The 21,373-nt window shown below is 55.3% G+C and carries 22 protein-coding genes and 1 tRNA gene; 12 read left to right on the top strand and 11 right to left on the bottom strand.

Annotation, left to right across the window (positions count from 1 at the left end; translation table 11 throughout):
• The first annotated feature begins 42 nt into the window (after window positions 1–42).
• The 5 genes from QFX16_RS01485 to QFX16_RS01465 all read left to right on the top strand — a co-directional run bounded on the left by QFX16_RS01485 (window position 43) and on the right by QFX16_RS01465 (window position 4,380).
• Window positions 43–738, top strand: coding sequence for an ABC transporter permease (locus QFX16_RS01485; protein WP_149416717.1), 696 nt, complete (start codon window positions 43–45; stop codon window positions 736–738).
• Entirely contained in the window at window positions 735–1,424 is a 690-nt protein-coding gene (locus QFX16_RS01480; RefSeq protein WP_283182548.1) for an ABC transporter permease, read from the top strand. Before QFX16_RS01485 ends, QFX16_RS01480 begins: the two co-directional genes overlap by 4 nt.
• Window positions 1,405–2,634: a methyltransferase gene (locus QFX16_RS01475; protein WP_283182547.1), complete on the top strand. Its 1,230-nt coding sequence runs from the start codon at window positions 1,405–1,407 to the stop codon at window positions 2,632–2,634. The genes QFX16_RS01480 and QFX16_RS01475 overlap by 20 nt, the downstream gene beginning before the upstream one ends.
• A 298-nt stretch (window positions 2,635–2,932) precedes the next feature.
• Entirely contained in the window at window positions 2,933–4,174 is a 1,242-nt protein-coding gene (locus QFX16_RS01470) for a nucleoside deaminase (protein WP_283182546.1), read from the top strand.
• Window positions 4,175–4,304: 130 nt separating this feature from the next.
• Window positions 4,305–4,380: transfer RNA gene (locus QFX16_RS01465), tRNA-Thr, on the top strand.
• Window positions 4,381–4,570: 190 nt separating this feature from the next.
• Here the strand turns inward: QFX16_RS01465 and QFX16_RS01460 are convergent.
• Both QFX16_RS01460 and QFX16_RS01455 read right to left on the bottom strand, forming a co-directional pair.
• A complete protein-coding gene (locus QFX16_RS01460) occupies window positions 4,571–5,320 on the bottom strand; it encodes a hydroxypyruvate isomerase family protein (RefSeq protein ID WP_283182545.1) in 750 nt (249 codons plus the stop codon).
• A complete protein-coding gene (locus QFX16_RS01455) occupies window positions 5,313–6,014 on the bottom strand; it encodes an aspartate/glutamate racemase family protein (RefSeq protein ID WP_283184504.1) in 702 nt (233 codons plus the stop codon). Before QFX16_RS01455 ends, QFX16_RS01460 begins: the two co-directional genes overlap by 8 nt.
• A 154-nt stretch (window positions 6,015–6,168) precedes the next feature.
• Between QFX16_RS01455 and QFX16_RS01450 the strand changes: the two genes are divergently transcribed.
• The 4 genes from QFX16_RS01450 (at window position 6,169) to QFX16_RS01435 (ending at window position 11,750) form a co-directional block, all read left to right on the top strand.
• On the top strand, window positions 6,169–7,059 hold the full coding sequence (locus QFX16_RS01450; RefSeq protein WP_283182544.1) for a GntR family transcriptional regulator: 891 nt from the start codon (window positions 6,169–6,171) through the stop codon (window positions 7,057–7,059).
• 240 nt (window positions 7,060–7,299) lie between these two features.
• Window positions 7,300–9,756, top strand: coding sequence for a membrane-bound PQQ-dependent dehydrogenase, glucose/quinate/shikimate family (locus QFX16_RS01445; RefSeq protein WP_283182543.1), 2,457 nt, complete (start codon window positions 7,300–7,302; stop codon window positions 9,754–9,756).
• Between the two features lie 272 nt (window positions 9,757–10,028).
• The gene (locus QFX16_RS01440) at window positions 10,029–10,766 is read left to right on the top strand and encodes a TSUP family transporter (protein WP_283182542.1); all 738 of its coding nucleotides are present in this window, start codon (window positions 10,029–10,031) and stop codon (window positions 10,764–10,766) included.
• Between the two features lie 30 nt (window positions 10,767–10,796).
• Complete coding sequence (locus QFX16_RS01435; protein WP_283182541.1) at window positions 10,797–11,750, top strand: TauD/TfdA family dioxygenase; 954 nt, start codon at window positions 10,797–10,799, stop codon at window positions 11,748–11,750.
• A 114-nt stretch (window positions 11,751–11,864) separates the two neighbouring features.
• On the opposite strand, the gene QFX16_RS01430 is transcribed toward QFX16_RS01435, so the two are convergent.
• Genes QFX16_RS01430 through QFX16_RS01420 form a run of 3 tightly spaced genes read right to left on the bottom strand, consistent with a single transcriptional unit; the run spans window position 11,865 to window position 13,493 of the window.
• Complete coding sequence (locus tag QFX16_RS01430; RefSeq protein WP_283182540.1) at window positions 11,865–12,575, bottom strand: SDR family NAD(P)-dependent oxidoreductase; 711 nt, start codon at window positions 12,573–12,575, stop codon at window positions 11,865–11,867.
• Between the two features lie 43 nt (window positions 12,576–12,618).
• Window positions 12,619–13,275 carry a DsbA family oxidoreductase gene (locus QFX16_RS01425; protein ID WP_283182539.1) on the bottom strand — a complete coding sequence of 219 codons (657 nt, stop codon included), beginning with the start codon at window positions 13,273–13,275 and terminating at the stop codon, window positions 12,619–12,621.
• Window positions 13,272–13,493, bottom strand: coding sequence for a tautomerase family protein (locus QFX16_RS01420; RefSeq protein ID WP_283182538.1), 222 nt, complete (start codon window positions 13,491–13,493; stop codon window positions 13,272–13,274). The genes QFX16_RS01425 and QFX16_RS01420 overlap by 4 nt, the downstream gene beginning before the upstream one ends.
• 220 nt (window positions 13,494–13,713) lie before the next feature.
• Here QFX16_RS01420 and QFX16_RS01415 point away from each other — a divergent pair, with 220 nt between their 5' ends.
• The 3 genes from QFX16_RS01415 (at window position 13,714) to QFX16_RS01405 (ending at window position 16,135) form a co-directional block, all read left to right on the top strand.
• The gene (locus QFX16_RS01415) at window positions 13,714–14,037 is read left to right on the top strand and encodes a helix-turn-helix domain-containing protein (protein WP_283182537.1); all 324 of its coding nucleotides are present in this window, start codon (window positions 13,714–13,716) and stop codon (window positions 14,035–14,037) included.
• 345 nt (window positions 14,038–14,382) lie between these two features.
• Window positions 14,383–14,664 carry a DUF3077 domain-containing protein gene (locus QFX16_RS01410; RefSeq protein ID WP_056745530.1) on the top strand — a complete coding sequence of 94 codons (282 nt, stop codon included), beginning with the start codon at window positions 14,383–14,385 and terminating at the stop codon, window positions 14,662–14,664.
• Between the two features lie 133 nt (window positions 14,665–14,797).
• Window positions 14,798–16,135, top strand: a complete 1,338-nt coding sequence (locus QFX16_RS01405) for an IS4 family transposase (RefSeq protein WP_283181394.1) — start codon at window positions 14,798–14,800, stop codon at window positions 16,133–16,135.
• A gap of 39 nt (window positions 16,136–16,174) precedes the next feature.
• Here the strand turns inward: QFX16_RS01405 and QFX16_RS01400 are convergent, their stop codons facing one another.
• The 6 genes from QFX16_RS01400 to QFX16_RS01375 form a co-directional block, all read right to left on the bottom strand.
• Complete coding sequence (locus tag QFX16_RS01400) at window positions 16,175–16,852, bottom strand: RES family NAD+ phosphorylase (protein WP_283182536.1); 678 nt, start codon at window positions 16,850–16,852, stop codon at window positions 16,175–16,177.
• Window positions 16,852–17,262 carry an MbcA/ParS/Xre antitoxin family protein gene (locus tag QFX16_RS01395; RefSeq protein WP_033058347.1) on the bottom strand — a complete coding sequence of 137 codons (411 nt, stop codon included), beginning with the start codon at window positions 17,260–17,262 and terminating at the stop codon, window positions 16,852–16,854. The genes QFX16_RS01400 and QFX16_RS01395 overlap by 1 nt, the downstream gene beginning before the upstream one ends.
• 365 nt (window positions 17,263–17,627) lie before the next feature.
• Window positions 17,628–17,942 (bottom strand): type II toxin-antitoxin system YafQ family toxin, encoded by a 315-nt coding sequence (locus tag QFX16_RS01390; protein ID WP_283182535.1) that lies wholly within the window; start codon window positions 17,940–17,942, stop codon window positions 17,628–17,630.
• The gene (locus QFX16_RS01385) at window positions 17,908–18,198 is read right to left on the bottom strand and encodes a type II toxin-antitoxin system RelB/DinJ family antitoxin (RefSeq protein WP_056745544.1); all 291 of its coding nucleotides are present in this window, start codon (window positions 18,196–18,198) and stop codon (window positions 17,908–17,910) included. Before QFX16_RS01385 ends, QFX16_RS01390 begins: the two co-directional genes overlap by 35 nt.
• A 289-nt stretch (window positions 18,199–18,487) precedes the next feature.
• Window positions 18,488–19,825 (bottom strand): IS4 family transposase, encoded by a 1,338-nt coding sequence (locus QFX16_RS01380; RefSeq protein WP_283181394.1) that lies wholly within the window; start codon window positions 19,823–19,825, stop codon window positions 18,488–18,490.
• Between the two features lie 143 nt (window positions 19,826–19,968).
• Window positions 19,969–21,252 carry an OprD family porin gene (locus QFX16_RS01375; protein WP_283182534.1) on the bottom strand — a complete coding sequence of 428 codons (1,284 nt, stop codon included), beginning with the start codon at window positions 21,250–21,252 and terminating at the stop codon, window positions 19,969–19,971.
• Window positions 21,253–21,373: the final 121 nt, after the last annotated feature.

Raw genomic sequence — 21,373 nt, 5'->3', positions numbered from 1 at the left:
GTCAGTCCCTGGCATTGCCTGCCGCGATTTGAAAAGAAATCCATGACTATCGATCTCTACGGATTCGGCCCGGCGCTCGCCGCTGGTGCGCTGATGACTGTGAAACTGGCACTCTCGGCCTTGTGCCTGGGGCTGGTGCTCGGTCTGCTCGGCGCCTTGGCCAAGACTTCCCCGTACAAGCCGCTGCAATGGCTTGGCGGCACTTATTCGACACTGGTTCGCGGCATCCCGGAATTGCTCTGGGTGCTGTTGATCTACTTCGGCACGGTCAACTTGATGCGTGCCCTGGGCGAGTTCTTCGGCAACCCCGACCTCGAACTCAATGCCTTCGCCGCTGGCGTGATTGCGCTGGGGCTGTGCTTTGGCGCCTACGCCACGGAAGTGTTTCGTGGTGCAATTTTGGCTATCCCCAAAGGTCACCGCGAAGCGGGTGTGGCGTTGGGTCTGTCGAAATTCCGTATTTTCACCAAGCTGATCATGCCGCAGATGTGGCGCATCGCCCTGCCCGGCCTGGGTAACTTGTTCATGATCCTGATGAAAGACACCGCACTGGTATCGGTCATCGGCCTGGAAGAAATCATGCGTCACGCGCAAATCGGCGTGACCGTGTCCAAGCAGCCGTTCACCTTCTATATGGTGGCCGCGTTCATGTACCTGGGCCTGACGGTTCTCGCCATGACCGGCATGTACTTCATGGAAAAACGCGCCGCTCGCGGCTTCGCGAGGAGCACCCAATGAACTGGGAAGTCATCATCAAGTGGCTGCCGAAACTGGCTCAGGGCGCAACCCTGACCCTGGAGTTGGTGGCCATCGCCGTAATCGCCGGTTTGCTATTGGCGATTCCGCTAGGCATCGCTCGCTCGTCGCGACTCTGGTACGTGCGGGCATTCCCCTACGGCTACATCTTCTTTTTCCGCGGCACGCCGTTGCTGGTTCAGCTGTTCCTGGTCTACTACGGCCTGGCGCAGTTCGACGCGATCCGTAACAGCTCGATGTGGCCGTATCTGCGCAGTCCGTTCTGGTGCGCCACCGTGACCATGACCCTGCACACCGCGGCCTACATCGCCGAGATCCTGCGCGGCTCGATTCAGGCGATTCCAAAGGGCGAGATTGAAGCTGCCCGGGCGCTGGGCATGTCCCGAGCCAAAGCGATGTTCTACATTATCCTGCCCCGCGCAGCGCGCATCGGCCTGCCGGCCTACAGCAACGAAGTCATCCTGATGCTCAAGGCCAGCGCCCTGGCCAGCACCGTGACCCTGATGGAACTGACCGGCATGGCCCGCACCATCATTGCCCGGACCTACCTGCCGGTGGAGATATTCTTCGCGGCGGGCATGTTCTATCTGCTGATGGCTTATGTGCTGGTTCGCGGCTTCAAGCTGCTGGAGCGCTGGCTGCGCGTCGATGCCTGCCAAGGGCGTTGATGCCTGCGTGCTGACGGGCGAGGCGTTACTCGCCCGTTTCGCGGAGCTGGATGCTTTTCTGATCCAGCATCAGGCGCTGTGGAAGCCTCGGCCGTTTACTCATCTGCAGCTTCCTTGGGAAGCGTCCTACCCTGAGTTGGCGACCTGGCTACGAGGGCGATCGCTGGAGGACGCGGAACACGCGCATAACAACCCAGCTCTTTTGGACGCACCGGAGCCGTTTGCCTCATTGGCGGCGATGTCCCTTGAGCTGAGCGCTGTGGATGAGTTGCCGGCGCATGCGCTTGAAACGGCAGGCCATCGGTTGAATGTCGATGTGCCGGGGCGCAAGTGGCAGCAGATCGAGGCCTTCGCCAGTCGTTTGCAGTTTGCTGACGCGCCGAGCCATTGGCTGGACTGGTGCTCGGGCAAAGGCCACTTGGGTCGACGTCTGCTGCAATCCGGACAACAACTAACCTGCCTGGAATACGACCCGGCGCTGGTCGCCAGCGGTCAGGCACTCAGCCAGCGTCATCAATTGCATGCGCTGCATGTCAAGCAAGATGTACTCGCGCCCGGTGCCGCCTCTTTATTGAATGCTGACCACACGCCGGTAGCGCTGCACGCCTGCGGTGATCTGCATGTGCGGCTGATGCAGCTCGCCAGCGCCACCGGTTGCAGGCAACTGGCCATTGCCCCTTGCTGCTACAACCGGATCAGTGTGGGCGAGTATCAGACCATTTCCTCTGCGGGCATGCGATCCGACCTACAACTGTCGCTCGAAGACCTCTCGCTGCCGATGAACGAAACCGTCACCGCCGGCGCTCGCGTCCGACGTCAGCGCGACACCTCCATGGCCCGGCGCCTGGGTTTCGACCTGCTGCAACGGCAACTGCGCGGCGTTGACGAGTACCTGCCCACCCCTTCGCTGCCCAGTGCCTGGCTGGATAAATCTTTCGCCGATTACTGCCAACATTTGGCCTCGCTCAAGGAGTTATCCACAATCGGACCGCAGAATTGGCCAGCGCTCGAAACTTCCGGTTGGCAGCGACTGGCCGAAGTGCGCAATCTCGAGCTACTGCGCGGACTTTTCCGACGCCCATTGGAGCTGTGGCTGGTACTCGATCGAGCCCTTTTCCTCGCCGAGCAAGGGTATGCGGTTCGCCTCGGAACCTTCTGCGAAACCCCGCTTACACCGCGTAATTTCCTGATCCTGGCTGAGCGCCCTTAAAGCGCTTCAGCCTGTGGATAACTCTGGGGATGAAATTATCGTGGATCCAATATATACGGCTGTTTCGGGGCTGAAACACAACTGTTCAATTTTCGTACACCTGTAAAAAAAGCGGAAAAACAGGCATTTGCGATCAAATGAGAACGGCTCCGCAAATTTGCCTCTAAGCAGATGCGGAACAGATCCCGTTGTGCATAAGCATTCAGCCAAAACAACATAAACGACCTGCGAAACCTCAACTATCTTTGCCAAACGCCAGAATTGTCTGGCGTTCAAACAGCAAGGAGCTGGGAAAAACATGAGTACATTGAACAGTGCGCAGGAAGCGGTCGATACCGTCGCCAACCAAGCCATTGATGCTGCGCTGCAGCAAACCTTCGCGGTGGGCGGCGCCATCATCAACAACGCAACGGGCGAAGTCATCGCCGCGCTGCACAACAACGTGCTGATGCCTTTCCCCGGCAGTGGCACCACGTACTTTCTACCTCATGACCCGACCGCCCACGGCGAGCGGCAATTGGTGGACTGGTACTATGAAAACGTCGCGCCATTGAACCTGCCACCGCCCAATCAGTTGACTGTCGTCACCACGCTGGACCCGTGCGCCATGTGCGCTGGTTCACTGCTGACTGCAGGGTTTAACGTCGCCGTCAGTGCGATCGATGACTACGCAGGCATCAACTACAACAGCCAGTTCACCTTTCCGTCGCTGCCGCCGCAGATCCGCCAACAGGCGCAGGGCACCTGGGGTTATTACGCGATTGCGGCGCCGGTCAGCCGGGCTTATCAAGGTTCGACCAGCCCGGTATTCGGCGGCCAGACCATCGACTCGGCAGCTTACTTCCTCACCAGCTCGATCTTCTCCGCCAGCGTCAACACCGTACGCGAGGCCAGCAACAACAGCGGTCTGCCACCGGATCAATTGCAAAACCCGGCAAACCTCCCGGCCAACAGCAAAGTCCGCCAGGCACTGACTGCGCTCAGCCCGTTTGCGCTGACCGTGCAATCGGCCAACCCACGCGACCCCGGCGCAGAACTCGCCCCGCCACTGTTACAAACCGCACAGCACAGCCCGGTGTTCAACTCGGTAGCCCTCATCGATCCATTCGGCAACCTGCTGGTGTGTCTGGGAGGCGTCGAGAACCAGTCGCCAATTCGTACAGCGTTCATGGAAACCACCCGCAACTACGCGGTCATGCGCTGGACCCTGATGAACGACCCCGACCCGGCGGTTCGCGCCCAGGCCGAGCAATACCTGACACATCCCAAGTACGGCACCTTCGTCTTCCTCTATGCACCCGATCCCACCACACCGCAGGCCGTGATGACCTTCGGCGCGTACGGCTCGACCATGGAAGGCCCCGTGCCGCAGAGCTATCCGTCCAACCTCCAATACGTGCTGCTGCCGGGCAACACCACCGCCCAAGCGTTATCGACACTGGCCCAGAACCTGCCGCCGTTCTACACGCAAAGCGTGCAAGTGGCGCCCGCGCAGGTGCTGAGTCAGGACCTGATCAACGCGGTGAAAAACGGCGTGTAACGCTTTAAAGCAATCGCATTGGCCGGCCCCGCAGAAGCGTTCGCGGGTCCTGCCTGACGCCTGCGCAAAAATAGTCTGAATTCAGGGGTTTACAGAACCAACCCAATCGCTATAATCGTCGCCCTAACACGCCGGTATAGCTCAGTTGGTAGAGCAACTGACTTGTAATCAGTAGGTCCCGGGTTCGACTCCTGGTGCCGGCACCATACAAAACAAAGCCCTCATAGAAATACGAGGGCTTTGTCGTTTCTGGCTTTCGGAATCCCCTCACGTCAAATCGTGTAGATGACGCGCATAGAACAACAGCGATTGTCCCGCTGGCGTCAGTTCGACACCGCGGGCATTTCGCACCAACAGATCCGAGCCAATGGTGACGTCGTTCGCGCGTCGCAAGCGCTAAGCACTTAGCCGCTTAATCCAGTCAAGGCTCGCAACGGTAGAACCGGAAGGATGGTATTCACACCCGATCCATCCTGGGTAGCCACGCTGCTCCAGCGCCGCGAACAAGGAAGCAAAGTCGATACTCCCCGTTCCCGGTTCGTGACGACCCGGGCAGTCGGCAATTTGCACATGGACGGTTCTGTCATAAAACCGAGCCAGAACATTTGCTGCGTCTCCGGTCAGAAGCTGGGCATGGTAAAGATCGAGAATCAGCCCAACACTCGGGAAGGTCTCCAGCACCTGTTGCGCCTTGCTGAAGTCAGACATGTAATAGTCAGGCATCGCCTGCGAACTGATCACTTCGATAAGCGGCCGCAAACCCTGATCTTCGAAGTACTTGACTGCATACTCCAGATTGCCCCCAAAGATAAGCGCTGCCTCATCCTGCGTTGTTACGCCAGACATGATGTGGACATCCGAACACGCCAGCGCCTTTGCATAGCGGGCGGCCTGGACCAAGCCAGCGCGAAACTCTTCTTCCTTGCCCTGCAAGGCAGCGATGCCTTTGGTAACGCCAGCCGGTGCGGCGAACTGAATCAACGGCAGACGGTATTGAGCCAGGTGATCAGCCAGTTCGCTGGCGTCGAATTCATAGGGGGACGGGAACTCCACCGCCTGAAAACCAGCTGCGGCGGCGGCTTCGATGCGTTGCAGAAAAGGCAACTCATTGAATTGGAAACCGAGATGAGCATTGAATTTAAGCATTGGGTAAACATCCATCCTGGGAAGAAACGAAATCATCAACCTGGAGCATCCTTCGCAGCTCCAGCACTGCACTATCGGGAGTGGTCAATACAGGTAGACCCGATCGAGCCTGTGCCTGCCCTGCGGCGCTCGTCATCGAAAACTGTGCGAAACAGATCAGATCGCAGACCCCGACCTGACCGGCCATTTCCGCGATGGCGGTATCGTGGCCTTCTCTGTTCCCTTCACTCAGTGCCTGCATTGCACCAGGGACAAAATAGGGCACCACCTCCAGCGCTCGACCACTGCGCTCAGCCACTTGCTTGAACTCGGCCATTATCGAGCTGATGGTAGGCTCGAACGTCGCTAGCACGGCAACACGCGATGCTTGCGTTAGAGCCAGGTTGATCATGGCTTCGTTCGGCTTGAGTACTGGAATGGAGACAACAGGCTTGCACAGGTCGATGGCATCGCCGAAAGCCGAACAGGTAAACAGAATGGCATCCGCTGCGCTTTGTACTGCGTAATGGGAAAGCGTCAGAAAGCGCGCCTTCATACTCGTGGTTAATCCGCCCTCCTCCACTCGGTCTCGGGACAACGAGTCCTCGAGCAGATTGATGATCTGTGCCTGCGGCCATAGCCGGGCGAAGGCCGCCGTGATGGGATCGATCGCCAGTGCGGTCGCGTGGATCAGAAAAATGCGTGGAGCCTTCATACTCATGTGCCTCGACAAGGTTGGTCGACACGTCCACCTGCGTTCTTTGTGCAGATACCCACATCCTCTTCGTATGGTATTTTCCAACTCCAGTCCGATGGGGGTATCTACCCCAACGGGAACGGACTGAAGCTAACCATTCGAGATAGAGCCTGTGATCAAGAAAGACCTCGCCTTGCAGTTGGCCCCACGTGTCATCGACATGGTTCGCGCCCGGTCGATGAAAGCCGGTGAGCCGTTGCGCGAGCAGACGTTCGCGCAAGCGCTTGGTGTTTCGCGCTCGCCTATCCGGCGAGTTTTTGCCTTGCTCGCTGAGTGGGATCTCGCGATTCAGGAACCCAATCGTGGCTACTTTTTGAAACAAGGCGCAGGGCAGATTCAGGAAACAACATTCCCTCTCGCCAGTGATCCTTTCGAAGACTTTTACCTTCGCGTGGTCGACGACATTCTTGGCGGGGAAATACCTGCCCACTTTTTCGAAGCGCAGCTGTTGCGCCGTTACGAAGTGCCCCGCGGACAATTGCTTAAGGTATTGAACAGGCTGGCCAGCGAAGCCATGGTGGAGCGCAAGCCGGGGCAAGGATGGGGTCTCAAAGACTTCGTGCATAACACCCAGACATACATCCAAAGCTACCGCTTCCGTATGGCCATCGAGCCGGCCGCCCTGCTTGAGCCCGGTTATCAGATTAACCACGCCGCGTTTGCCAAGGCCAGGCAGCAACAGCAGGCCATGCTCGATGGGGATATTCACACCTTGTCCCGCGCCCAACTGTTCCAAGTTGGCGCCCAGTTTCACGAACTGATCGTGCAGTGCTCCGGAAATGTCTTTTTCATCGATGCCATACGCCAGCAAAATCAACTCAGGCGCTTCATAGGCTACAAAGCCAACGTCGATCGCACTCGTCTTATGGCGCAATGCCAGGAACACATCCATTTGCTCGACCTCATCGAGTCTGATCGGCGTGAAGAAGCCGCGCAATTTCTCTGGAGGCATCTGGACGAAGTGGGCCGACTCAAGACTCAGCAGGACGTCGCTCCAGAATAATGATGGGAAATAGAGCGCACCACTAACACCCCATTACTGATCGAAGCTTCGTCAGAGCGCCCTCCAATAATTCGCTAATCAGCTTAGCACGATTGTTTCTAATCAACACAAGATACAAAAAAACAACTCATCCGCACGAGATAGTTAATTTTATCGCCTGATATTGTATTTTATTGTGACAATGAGCAATCATGCGCGCCGCTTGATGAAGCCATATCGAATCACACAGGGATGATTGCAATGAACGACAGGACGTTGGGTAGAGGGGCGGGGGTCTCGAACCTTCTGTTCGGGGTGTACATCATATTTGTTGCCCTGCTTGGAGTAGCACTGACCTATAGAGGCGGGGCTCTGGTGGCAACTGGCGGATCACCCTATTACGCCATGATGGGCACCGCCCTGTTGCTATCGGCCATCCTCATCGGCCTGAAACAGTCTCGCGGCATTTACCTCTACGGTGCGGCCTCCCTGGCCACCTACGCCTGGGCGATCTGGGAGTCCGGGTACGATGGTTGGGCCTTCATTCCACGCTTAGCCTGGCTGGCCGTTCTCAGCGTACCGTTTCTGGCTTTTTGGCCTTTGGTGCGTCGTGACTTTGCCAACGCCAAAAGAAGCCATTACTTCACCATTATGGGTCTACTGCCGATACTCATGGCGATCACCATCCTGGTACCCCTGTTCTTCCCGACAACCGTTCACCTTGCCGACTCGACGCTCGCAACGACGCGTCCTGAACAACCTTTCAGTCGCAATACGGTAACTTCACCGGACGGTAATATTGCTGCGTCACACGACGAAACCAATTGGACCGCCTATGCAGGCTCCAACTTGGGCAATCACTATTCCGCAGCATCGCAAATCATCCCTTCGAATGTGTCCGGCCTGGTGAAAGTCTGGGAATACCACCACGGCGACGTGAAGCAACCAGGTGAAAAAACCAAATACTTGAACGAGGCCACTCCGATCAAGGTGGGTAACTCGCTCTATACCTGCACTCCGAAGCAAATCATCATTTCTCTGGATGCCACCACAGGAAAGGAGAACTGGCGGTTTGACTCCAAAGTCGACCCAGCCTACTTCGACAATGGCGGCGCATACTGCCGTGGTGTCTCCTATTTCGAAGTGCCAAATGCCAGTGGCCTGTGCGCCTCGCGCATCATCTGGGGCACCAACGATATTCGCTTGGGAGCGGTAGACGCCTTGACTGGCCAAGCGTGCCCCGGATTCGGCAACGCAGGTTTTGCGGATTTGAAAGACGGGTTAGGCACCTTCAGAAAAGGGTCGACCGGGATTACCTCCGCACCCATCGTAATCCGCGGGGTAGTGATCACCGGAGGCCGAGTCCTTGATTCAGATGTGCGCCCAGCGCCCTCGGGAGTGGTTCGTGCCTACGACGCGATTACCGGCAAACAAAAATGGGCTTGGGACTTGGGCCGCCCAGACACCAATGCCCCCGCTCGCGACGACGAGAACTACACACTCAGCACACCCAACTCCTGGGCACCGCTTTCCGCCGACGATGAACTGGGATTAGTGTATGTCACCACCGGCAACGCTGCTGGCGACTTCTATGGTGGTACTCGCACGGAGCAAGAGGACAAGTTCAGCTCCTCCCTGGTTGCACTGGATGCAGCCACAGGTAAGGTCAGATGGCATTTCCAGACAGTTCACCACGATCTATGGGACTACGACCTGAGCCCGCAACCCAATCTGATTGACTTCCCCACATCAACGGGCTCACGCCCTGCCGTCATTCAAGCCACCAAATCCGGCCAGCTGTTTGTACTTGACCGCGCCACCGGTGAGCCTTTGATGGATATCGTGCAATCTCCCGTCCCACAGGGAACCGCTCCTGGCGACTACACCTCGGCCACCCAGCCGCTTTCGCCCAATATGCCGAGCACCATGGGGCGCCCATCGAAAACGCCGGAAGTACTGACCGAGGCAAATGCCTGGGGCTTAACGCCATTCGATCAGTTGCAATGTCGCATCGAGTTTCGCCAGGCACGCTACGAAGGGATCTTCACACCACCAGTCGTAGGCCAACAAAGCCTGATTTTCCCCGGCCATCATGGCGGCTTGAACTGGGGAGGCGTGATGGTAGACCTCAAACGGGGCCTGCTGATCATCAATAACCAGCGGCTCCCTTACATGCAGGGGCTGGTTCCTCGCGAACAACTCGACGCCATCAATGCCAAGTCATTCCAAGAAGCGCCGGGCAACACCCAAGGCTTCCGCGTCCAGGCCGGACTGCCTTACGGCGCCATCAAAGATCCATGGATGTCATCCCTTGACCAACCTTGCATTGCGCCACCCTGGGGCTTCATCACGGGCATAGACCTGCGCACGCGCGATGTAGTCTGGAGTCGCCCGTTCGGTACGGGGTACGACAGCGGGCCTTGGGGAATTGCCTCTCGTATGCGCTTCGAAATCGGTACGCCGAGTGACGCGACGGGCGTGACAACAGCGGGAGGCGTGACGTTCATCGGTGCCGCCATCGATCGTTTCATGCGGGCTTACGACAGTGAAAGTGGAGAACTACTGTGGGAAGAACGCCTCCCCGCGGGCAATCAGGCTTCACCCTTGACCTACATGAGCCAAGGCCGACAGTACGTCGTGGCAGTGGTCGGCGGTCATGACCGAATTCCAACCAAGCTGGGTGACAGCATCATCGCCTGGGCCCTGCCCACGAGGTAAATTGCGTTCTGCCTGAAGAGGCGCTCCATAACATTGTCGGACCGGGATGGAAGGGAAGTTAGCAGTCTAACTTCCCCTTGCCAAAGAAGTGATTTTGTAGCTGCTTATCACAGCCCCGGACAGGGGCGACCCTCTAACTTTGTTTGAAACAGTGTGCGGTACGGTTGATGACGTCATTCGCGTTATCGGAGGCGTAAGTGCGCGCCGACATAACTTGGAGTCGCTGTATCGAGATGAAATCTTTATCTTAAAAAACCGGACAGGAACTAAACATGTTTGAACTCTCTTCTGGCTTATACGTTCTGGTGGGTGTCAGTTTCATAACTTCATTTATGACTGCCGCCATTGGTGTCGGTGGCGGGATTGGATTGCTTGCTGTGATGCCTCAATTTATACCTATCTCTGCGGTTGTACCGGTTCACGGCTTGATTCAAATGGTGAGCAATGGCAGTCGATTCGCATTTGACTACAAGAGCGCAAAAATAGAGATCCTTCCCAGATATATCATCGGCTGTTTGACAGGAGCTTTTATTGGGTATTTCTTCATAGGGAATTTCCCTGAAAAATACTTATCATTGATCCTTGGCATTTTTATTCTAGCAATCACATGGACCAAGATTGTTTCATCATTAGGATTCGTGCTTAAAAACTTTGCCATCGTTGGTTTTCTTCAAACATTTCTTTCGCTTTTCGTTGCTGTAACCGGTTTGATATCACAGCCCATCTTGATGAAGATGAATATCAATAAAAATGAAGTGATCGTCACGCATGCCATGCAAATGAGTGTACTGCACGGGTTGAAATTCGCTGCTTTTGTTATTGCTGGCTTTGCATTCATGGACTACGCAGAACTCATAATCATCATGATAACAGCATCCACTATCGGCTCGTATCTGGGTGGATTTCTTAGAGATCGAATATCGCAACGTGTAGGCGCCATGCTTTTGAAAGCGGGGGTCACGTTTTTTGGTTTTAAAATGATTCTGGATCATTTTATCAAGGGCATGTGAAGTTTATTCAAAAAAAACAGGGAGTGTGAAATGACGACGAGCAAAAAGTTTGATTTCTTTGACACCCAAGGAATCTCCAACTTTCTCAATGAGAACGGATATTGTGTTATCAAGCCTCAAGATAACTCTTTGGAGGCATTTAGAGATGTCGCTGGCAAATTTGGGCAAATTCAATTTCATACAAAATCTGATGAACACGGAGTCGTGGGCGGTGGAGAGCCCATTAATAAGGATTGGCAAAACTTCAAAGATGATTATCATGGTGAATTATCAAGTGATTTTTTCCCTCATACTGATGGTTCTTTTTTGAATGGGATAACTTATGTTGATGGCGTGGCAAAAAAAATCACGCCTCCCAAATTTGTCGTTCTCCAGTGCGTATCAAAGCCGGAATTTGGCGGAGATAATTTTTTGGTTGACGGACAGAAAATCTACAATGACTTACTTGCCAATCAAGCTGATATATTAAAGACACTGATGACCAGCGGCAGTGTTACTTACTGTCGAGACGACCTATTATCCATGGATTGTTCTGTATTCGAAAAAATCAATGATAGTAAATTAAGAATTCGTTATCGATATGACAGCACCGCGTTTCTTCCTGAGTGGGCTAGCGCTGCATTTAAATACATCCAAAATCAATACTCCACCAATGAGGACTACATTATTAATGTAAGTCTTGAGCCTGGGGACATTCTGGTTATGGATAACCTTAGAGTTTTACACGCACGCCATAAATTCATTGACGGTAGTAAAAAAAGGAAAGTAAGGAGACTTTGGATTGCTGATGATTCAAGTGTTATATTTGAAAACATATTAAATCAATCACCTGTGCGCAGAGCAATGTCCCCCTTTCAGAAATATAATATTGCCCAACAAGGAAATGCAGAGCATTTACTTATTGAATATACATGCGGCATTCACTATCAACCGAGCAAGAGCTTATCAAAAGCTCAGCGCGTGCTTGATATGATTGTCGAGTGATACTGGTAGTTACTGGCGTCTGCCCCTACTCTTCGACTCATGGTGCCGCACCATAATAAAGCCCTCGTAGAAATACGGGGGCTTTATTGTGTCTGCGGTTTGGAAAAGGCGGTATTAGTGACCCGCGCTCTGCCCACCATCAACGTGCAGGATCTCGCCGGTGACAAAGTTGGCACTGTCCAGATAAACAACAGCCTGCGCAATATCGCTGATCTCGCCCATATGCCCAACCGGGTGCAGATTCCCCAGCGCTTCATGAGTTTCCTCGCCATGCATCGGCGTCTTGATGATGCCCGGGGAAACCGCATTCACCCGAATCCCGCGCTTGGCGTATTCAATGGCCAGGGACTTGGTTGCCGCGTTCAAACCACCTTTGGTCAGCGAAGCCAGTACCGACGGCACACCGTCGATGGCGTGGTCCACCAGGCTGGTGGTGATGTTGACGACGTGGCCGCTTCCTTGTTTTTCCATCTCGGTGATCGCGAGTTGGGTGATGTAGAAGAAACCGTTCAGGTTCACCGACAGCACTGCGGCGTAGTCTTCCGGGGTGTAAGCGGTGAACGGTTTGGCAACGAAGATCCCGGCGTTGTTGACCAGGGTGTCGATGCGACCAAAACGTGCGATGGTTTCACGGATGACTTGCTGGGCGACTTCCGGGTTGCCGATGTCGCCCGCCACGGTGAGGATGTCCGGGTCGGTGGACGGTTTGATCGAACGCGAAGTGGCGACAACCTTGTAATCCAGATCACGGAACGCCTTGACCATGCCTGCGCCGAGGCCTTGGGAAGCACCCGTAATAACGATGACTTTTTTCGAATTGCTCATGATGAACCTCAACTAATAAATGATGGTTTGAAAAAGTAAGTAATCAGGCTTCGGCGGGGGCCTTCGCCATTTGTCTCAACATCTGTTCGTAGTACTCGACCGACTGCGAACCGGACACCAAGTGACGACCGTTAAGCACCATGGCCGGAACCGAATTGATGCCGCGCTGACGGTAAAACTCTTCAAGCTCACGCACTTCTTTGGCGAACGCTCCGGACGCCAACACCTCTTGAGCAGCCGCCGCATCCAGTCCCGCTTCAGCAGCCAGCCCCACCAGCGTCTCGCGATCGCTCGGGTTCTGGCCGTCGGTGAAATAAGCGCGCAGCAGGATCTTCTTCAGTGCGACCTGCCGCCCTTCCTGTAACGCCCACATCAACAACCGGTGAGCATCAAACGTGTTGTAGAAGTGGCTGCGCTTCTCCAGATCAAACTTGAAACCGATAGCCTCACCGCGAGCGATCTGCATCGCTTTGCCGGCGGCGACGTCTTCGGTGGTTCGTCCATATTTGCGCATCAAGTGCTCAACCGCTTTTTCGCCGACTGCCGGCATGTCCGGGTTCAACTCGAAGGGCTTGTAGGTCAGCTCCACCGAGACTTCACCGGCCATGTTCTCGATCGCCTGCTCCAGCGCCGTCGCGCCCAAGGCGCACCACGGGCACACCACGTCGGAGATGAAATCGATGGAGACGGTCGCGGTCATGACTGCCCCTCCGCCTCATCCAGCTGCTTGCGGTACTGGGTGGTGGTGATGCCGGCGTAACCCCAGTTATCGGTGTCGACTTCTTCGATCACGATGTGGGTCAGGTGCGGATCCTTGTTGAGGACGCGTTCCAGGGTTTCAGTGATTTCGGCGATCACCTGAGCTTTCTGCTCAGAGGTAACGCCATCGCGGGTGATGCGTACGCTTACGAAAGGCATGAGGAATCTCCAGTGACCTTCCCTTCGGAATGAATGGGGAGGCGTTGGAGCTCAATGTAGGGAGTTAGCTGGAGGGGATAAAGGTGGGGGCGGGAACATCATTAGTTACTTGGTGTAATGAGTTTTGTCTCGCAGACACAATACGTTTGCATCAAAAACGATCAATCGGCTAGCCTGCGTTTATCGCAAATTTTAGATAACTCGAGGGAGGGAGACGTTCATGGCAGTTCAATTTTTCGACAGCCCATTCCATGCCACGCATGACAGCGAAGTCGCTAGCAAAAAAGCGTTGAAGATGGAGCTGTCGATATTCATCACTGACTACATCAAAACCCTGGGCCTCAGACAAAGTGAGGCTGCAGCCAGGTTGAACGTGACCCAATCACGCGTATCAGAACTCACCACTGGCAAGATCGAGAAATTTACGATCGATGCAATGATGGACATGCTGGATAAACTCGGCTTTCGAACGACTTTTACGCTGCCATCCAACGATGCCGGGGCTTTGCCTCAGATCGTAATTTCACAAGCTAACGCCTGCTAGACGTTGTGCGATTTTGCAGTAGGACTCAGCCCCTTCTGCAAGTCGGCAAGGCCATCAGCACGCCTTCTTCAAATTATGAAAATTATGGCTGGGCAATAATTATTGCCCAGCCATAAAAATCACTAAAACCTTCAAACCACGCCACTACCTAGCCACGATTGCGCATCCTTCCCCCTCAAGCTACCTTCAGACCGTCGCTGCCAATTCAGCGACCGGGCCTGAGAACTCTAATTCGATGTAGGAACCAACCGGAGTTCTCCTTATGTATGCCCGCAATCCATTCAAAATTTTCGCTATTACTACACCGGGTCACGCCCACCACCGCCCCAAAACCGGAGGTGCCCAATGACCAACCCTCAAGACCTCAAAACCATCGGCCTCACCCCTTTCTCCTACCACGCCAACCAACCACTGTTCCGCATCAACGCCGGCGTCCCGGTCATCCAGGCCCTCTCCCACGCCTCCGACCTGCTCCACATCGCCAAACTTCTCGCATCAGACGCCGCCATGGTTCGTGACACCGACCGGCATGCCTGGGCGTCGCATTTTTTGCAGGATATGAGTAAGGCGATCATCGATGACGTAGCGAAGGTGCTCGATGCACCGGGTAATAATCGTAACCAGTGACGTCGTCACGTAGACCCAAGCCGCACGCGTAAAAAAGCCCCGAATCAATCGGCAATGCTGTTCACTTAAGGATTGTTGACTAATCCTCAGGCAGCCGGAAAATCCGGAATCTGATAAGGATTCCGGATTTTTTATGTCTGTTGCTCAGGATTTAAGCGCGGTTTTGGATTTTGCTAAGCAACCGCTCTCTCGCCTTGAGGTGTTCACCGATCATATTCCTCATGATTGGATCACCGCAGCGGCCGCTCTGGCGGATAAAGCCACGATCCGACGTCGGCGCTTGCCTTCGGACATAGTCCTTTGGCTGGTAGTCGGGATGGCACTTTTCAGAGGTGAGCCAATAGTCGAGGTCGCTCGCCGACTGAATATTTGTGCCGACGGTCTTGCTAATGAGGTGCTGTTAGCCAAAAGCGGGTTGTCGCAGGCGCGCCAGCGTCTGGGGAATCAGCCTGTCGCTTGGTTATTTCAACAGTGCGCCAATGTCTGGGGATACGAGCGCTACCCGCAAGATGACTGGCACGGTCTTCAAGTCTTTGCCGTCGACGGTGCCTTGTTTCGAACCCCGGAAACGTCGTCATTGCGGGACCATTTTGGCTCCGGCAATACCTCCTCCGATCGTCAAACCCCTTATCCGGTGCTGCGCCTTGTTGCGTTGATGAACGCCCGTTCTCATATCATCGCCAACGCGGCCATCAGCCCTTACCGCAAAGGGGAGATCCCGCTGGCCAAGGACTTCATCGAGAGCATACCCAACCACTCAGTGACCCTGCTGGACAAAGGGTTTTTCAGTGCGGACCTATTGTTGAGTATCCAAAGTACTGAAAAAAACCGGCATTGGATGATCCCGGAGCGTAAGGGTACTGTTCGCACGGAAATTGAACACTACGGCGATGGTGATTACCTAGTCCAGATGAAGGTCTCGCAGCAAGCGCGTAAAAAGAACCCACTGTTGCCTGAGTACTGGCAAGTACGGGCGGTCACCTACGAGGTCGCCGGGAAAGAAAAAACCGTCTTCACCTCCCTGCCAGCCTCGCACTTTAGCGCTGAGCAGGTCGCCACCCTTTATCACGAGCGATGGGAAATCGAACTGGGTTTCAGGGATATCAAAAGCTCAATGCAAGACAATGCCTTGACCCTTCGCAGCAAGACTGTAGATCTGGTGTATCAAGAATTATGGGGGCTGTTACTGGCTTATAACGTAGTGCGTCGAGAAGCCAGTCAGGCGGCTGTAGCTCATAAGCGGGCTCCCAGCGAGGTGAGTTTCAAGTTTGCCTGTCAGCACATCGCCAGCCATCTGGTGGTCATGGCCGGAGCGGTCTCGCCCTCACACACGCCAAGACGCCTGGACGAGCTTCGCGGCAGCATTGGTGTGCTCTTCATAGTAAAACGCCCCAGGCCTGCGAGGCCTAGGGCGGTGAAGATGTCAAAAACCCGGTATCCGGTTAACCGCAAGGCTGCTCCGCTTAAGTGAACAGCATTGCGAATCAATCGGGGCTTTTTAGTTTCCGGCTCACACTTCGCTGACTTCAAACACAAACGAAATCTTCCGACTGCTCGCACTCCACACATACCGAATGTGCTTGCCTTGCTTCGGAATAGACACGGCCGGCGGACGAAACGCAGCGACACATTCATGCCCAGGCAGCCGAACGCTGTTGTAAAGCAGCCCCCACGACAAGGTTTCACGCAGTTGCCGGGCAAACGCTTGTGACGGCCCGTAAGCGTCAGGATCCGGGTTGTGCAGTTCGGGGTAGTGTTGGCGAACGTCATGCATCGGTTTGACGACTTTGTTGACGTAGGTGCGCAGGGTCAACTCGATGTCGGGCTCGTTGGTCGCCGCGAGGAAGCGTTCCTGGTGATAGCTCGTTTCGGCCATGGCGGCGGCCTGGCTGCTGGCGGCGTAGTAGACGCCGTAGGTGCCGTCAGTGAAGCGGCTGGTTTTGCCGATGTGGGTGAACGCGGCCATGACCGGTGATGAGCCGGGGCCGGAGATTCGGTCTTCGGGCAGCACGCGGGAGAGCACGCCGGCTTCTTGCGCCAACCGGTCGTTGGTCAGGGCTTCCAGGGCGTAGGCGGTTTGCAGGTCCTCGGGGTCGAGCACGTCTTCAAACAGGGTGATCGGGGGGAACGCGCTGTTGATCATCCGGTAAGCACGGTTCCACTCGAGGAGCACGACTTGCGGGGCCATCAGCCGCGGACGCCATCGAGGTAGCGACGCACGTCAGCGATGTCCACCACCCGGCCGGCCAGCATATAGCTCAACGCGGATTGACCATTGAACGGCGCGGCGGTGTTCGGACTGCTGACCCATTTGTAGGCGCGGTCGCGGTTGTTGCTGAAGATGATGCTCAGGGCTTTGTGGATGCCCATCAGGTAGGAGATGCGCTCCAGGGTGTCGTGAGGGAGACGCACATTGGGCGGCAGGTGTTTGTATTTGTAGAAGGTGGTGTTGCCGACCTTGCCCAGCAGCGTGCGCTGTTCTTCAGCAGTGCAGCCCCAACGCTCCATCAGGTTGAAGAAGAACTTGAGCGCCACACGGCCGGCCTCCGGGGTGTCGAGCTCTTGGGGAGCTGTGCGGACAGGGGATGAAGTGGCCATTGGAAGGACTCCTTCGGGCAAAGGGATGTGCCTTCAGAGTAGTACAGATCCGAATATATTTTTAATTTTTGTTCGCTTACGGATTTTCTAAGGCTTTTCGACGATCACGGTTTCCACGGTGATTTGCTTGATCGCATGAAACGGCGCAAGTGCCGCTTCATCGGCCGTAGCACCGGTAATCGACCGCCATTCCCGCTCAATCGGCGTCCAATGCTGTTGCCGCGCACGACCGAGATTGTCGTTTCGATCATTCGCGATGGAAAATCCAGGCTGTGACGGGCAGCTCGAATCGCCCGGTGGCGCAAGCCAGAGCGCTGCTGCGCCCACACAAGCCCCGAACCAGTCGGGGCTTGTGTTGAGAGGTGCTACTTGAACAGTTCGGAATGACTTCCGAGATCAACGAATGTGATCAGATCGGAGCGCGCGTGCTCATAAATCATCAAGAAATCACCGCCTATATGGCACTCTCGAAAACCAGCCCAATCCCCCGTCAGCGCATGATCCAGATACTCGGCTGGCAATGGATCTCCCAGAAATAGCGTGACCATCACCTGACGGACTTCATTCATGTCACGGCGTCCGGCTCGCTTGTAACGTTCCCACGACTTCTTGAATTCTGATGTTTGTGTGCACTGTTTTGGCAGCTCAGCGCGTTTTTGCTTTTTCTCCAGTTTCGCCATCAGCGTCCCTCAGCATGTCGTCTATTGAGTCGAACCGCTGGCGAATGTCTCGTGCCTCCATCATGGCGCGGGCCGTTTTCTCCGAGGGGACGCGTACCTCAAACGGGAGGCCCTGAGTTGCTACAACCTGACGAAGAAAAAGACGCATGGCATCACTGATGCTCAGGCCGCAAGCGCTCAGGACTTCAGTAGCCCGAGCCTTCAAATCCTCATCAATGCGGCAACGCACGTCTGTGGTTTTCAGTAATGCACCCATGGTAATAACCTCATCGTTAATTTGTAGCTACATTGGCGCTACCTAGATCATTGTGGTTGAGCGGGATCTTTTCGGTCAACTTCAGTTTGATGGACGGTTCCAAAGCTCAGGAAGCGTGATCATCAGATGGATTCCTCGCTGAGTATTTCAACCGTTTGAGCTCGCGATGAATATCAGCCTGATCCCTTTCCTACTCGAGAACCGTCCCGGTTCAACGCAGGAAATAGCTGAGAGCGTTGAGCTCTAAATCGCGCCCAGAAAAAAGCCCCGAACCAGTCGGCAATGCTGTTCACTTAAGCGGAGCAGCCTTGCGGTTAACCGGATACCGGGTTTTTGACATCTTCACCGCCCTAGGCCTCGCAGGCCTGGGGCGTTTTACTATGAAGAGCACACCAATGCTGCCGCGAAGCTCGTCCAGGCGTCTTGGCGTGTGTGAGGGCGAGACCGCTCCGGCCATGACCACCAGATGGCTGGCGATGTGCTGACAGGCAAACTTGAAACTCACCTCGCTGGGAGCCCGCTTATGAGCTACAGCCGCCTGACTGGCTTCTCGACGCACTACGTTATAAGCCAGTAACAGCCCCCATAATTCTTGATACACCAGATCTACAGTCTTGCTGCGAAGGGTCAAGGCATTGTCTTGCATTGAGCTTTTGATATCCCTGAAACCCAGTTCGATTTCCCATCGCTCGTGATAAAGGGTGGCGACCTGCTCAGCGCTAAAGTGCGAGGCTGGCAGGGAGGTGAAGACGGTTTTTTCTTTCCCGGCGACCTCGTAGGTGACCGCCCGTACTTGCCAGTACTCAGGCAACAGTGGGTTCTTTTTACGCGCTTGCTGCGAGACCTTCATCTGGACTAGGTAATCACCATCGCCGTAGTGTTCAATTTCCGTGCGAACAGTACCCTTACGCTCCGGGATCATCCAATGCCGGTTTTTTTCAGTACTTTGGATACTCAACAATAGGTCCGCACTGAAAAACCCTTTGTCCAGCAGGGTCACTGAGTGGTTGGGTATGCTCTCGATGAAGTCCTTGGCCAGCGGGATCTCCCCTTTGCGGTAAGGGCTGATGGCCGCGTTGGCGATGATATGAGAACGGGCGTTCATCAACGCAACAAGGCGCAGCACCGGATAAGGGGTTTGACGATCGGAGGAGGTATTGCCGGAGCCAAAATGGTCCCGCAATGACGACGTTTCCGGGGTTCGAAACAAGGCACCGTCGACGGCAAAGACTTGAAGACCGTGCCAGTCATCTTGCGGGTAGCGCTCGTATCCCCAGACATTGGCGCACTGTTGAAATAACCAAGCGACAGGCTGATTCCCCAGACGCTGGCGCGCCTGCGACAACCCGCTTTTGGCTAACAGCACCTCATTAGCAAGACCGTCGGCACAAATATTCAGTCGGCGAGCGACCTCGACTATTGGCTCACCTCTGAAAAGTGCCATCCCGACTACCAGCCAAAGGACTATGTCCGAAGGCAAGCGCCGACGTCGGATCGTGGCTTTATCCGCCAGAGCGGCCGCTGCGGTGATCCAATCATGAGGAATATGATCGGTGAACACCTCAAGGCGAGAGAGCGGTTGCTTAGCAAAATCCAAAACCGCGCTTAAATCCTGAGCAACAGACATAAAAAATCCGGAATCCTTATCAGATTCCGGATTTTCCGGCTGCCTGAGGATTAGTCAACAATCCTTAAGTGAACAGCATTGCGAACCAGTCGGGGCTTTTCCTTTCTCAGCCTTGCATCAGGCCTCGATGGTGCAACCGATCATCAGAAAATGTTGATCGGGTAATCCACGAACACGCGCACTTCATTACCGCTGGAGTTGTACTCACTCGATTTCTGCGACACACGCAGGATCGAGCTGCGCAGTTTCACGCTCAGGTCTTTGGCCGGGCCGCTTTGCACGACGTACTTGAACTGGTTGAATATTTCGCGCTCGGTACCGCCTTCGCTGGTGGAGGTGGTGATGTTGTCGCCGCGCACGTAGGCGAAGTTGTAGCTCAGGCCTGGAATGCCGAAGGTGCTGAAGTCGAGGCCGTAGCCCAGCTGCCAGCTACGTTCGTCTTCGGCGTTGAAGTCGGACCAGTACGAGTTCGCCAGGTAGATAGTATTGCCGCCGTCGCCGACGCGACCTTGATCTTTCTGGTAGCCGCCGTAGGCGTAGCCCAGGTTGCTGTCGCCGGTGCTGCGCTGGTGGGCGAGCGTGAACGAGTGCGCGCCGGTGGCGAATGTGGCGGCCAGGCTCCAGATTTTGTTGTCGTCGCCGGTCGCACCGCTTTCGCGGACGTAGGAATCGTCCAGCTTGGTGCGGTAGCCGTTGAAGTCCAGGGTCAGGGACTGATCCTTATCGATCGGGAACACGTAGTTGGCGTTCACGTATTGCTTCTTCAACACGTCTTCGACGTCGGAGGCGTACAGCGCAGCCTTGAACTGCTCGGTGAACTGGTAACTACCGCCCAACACGTTGATCGACTTCAGGCCACCGCTGTCACGGCCTTCAGCGCTTTTGCGCGATTCGGCGGTGAAGCGACCGGCGTTCAGCTCCAGGCCTTTGATCTCCTTGGAGGTGATCAGCGTGCCGGTGTAGCTTTCCGGCAGCAGACGCCCGTTGTCGTAGCTCAACACCGGCAGGACCGGCATCTGGTCGCCGTAAGTCAGAACGGTGCTGGATACGCGGAATTTTACCGCGCCACCGGCTTTGGCCAGATCGCCGGCCGGGTTACCGCTGTCACCTTCCTTGAAGAAGTCGATGCCTTGGCCGCCGCTGTGGCTACCACGGTCCAGACGCAAGCCGTACAAACCGAAGGCATCAACGCCTACGCCGACGGTACCTTGGGTGAAGCCCGAGGTGTAAGTGCCGATGGCAGCCTGACCCCATTCACGCTGGTCGTCGTTGCCGTCTTTTTTGTCGCGATTGATGTAGGCATTGCGCAGCAGCACTTTGAGGCTGCTGTCTTCAACAAAACCCTTGGACTCGGCCTGGTCGTTAGCCATGACCTGTGTAGCACTCAACATCCCCAGAGCGATCAGGCTGATTCGCTTGTTCAACATGTTGTTCTTTTCCTTATGACCGGTTGATACGCGCTGTGTCGAACGGCTGAAACGGCGCTATCGCACTCTTTTTTCACCCCAAACAAAAAGGCCCGCGCACGAAGAAATCGTGGCGGGCCTT

This window comes from Pseudomonas svalbardensis (genome assembly GCF_030053115.1).
Taxonomy (GTDB): Bacteria; Pseudomonadota; Gammaproteobacteria; order Pseudomonadales; family Pseudomonadaceae; genus Aquipseudomonas; species Aquipseudomonas svalbardensis.
The sequence above is the reverse complement of the archived record's forward strand: the minus strand, read 5'-3'. Positions and strand labels throughout refer to the sequence as shown.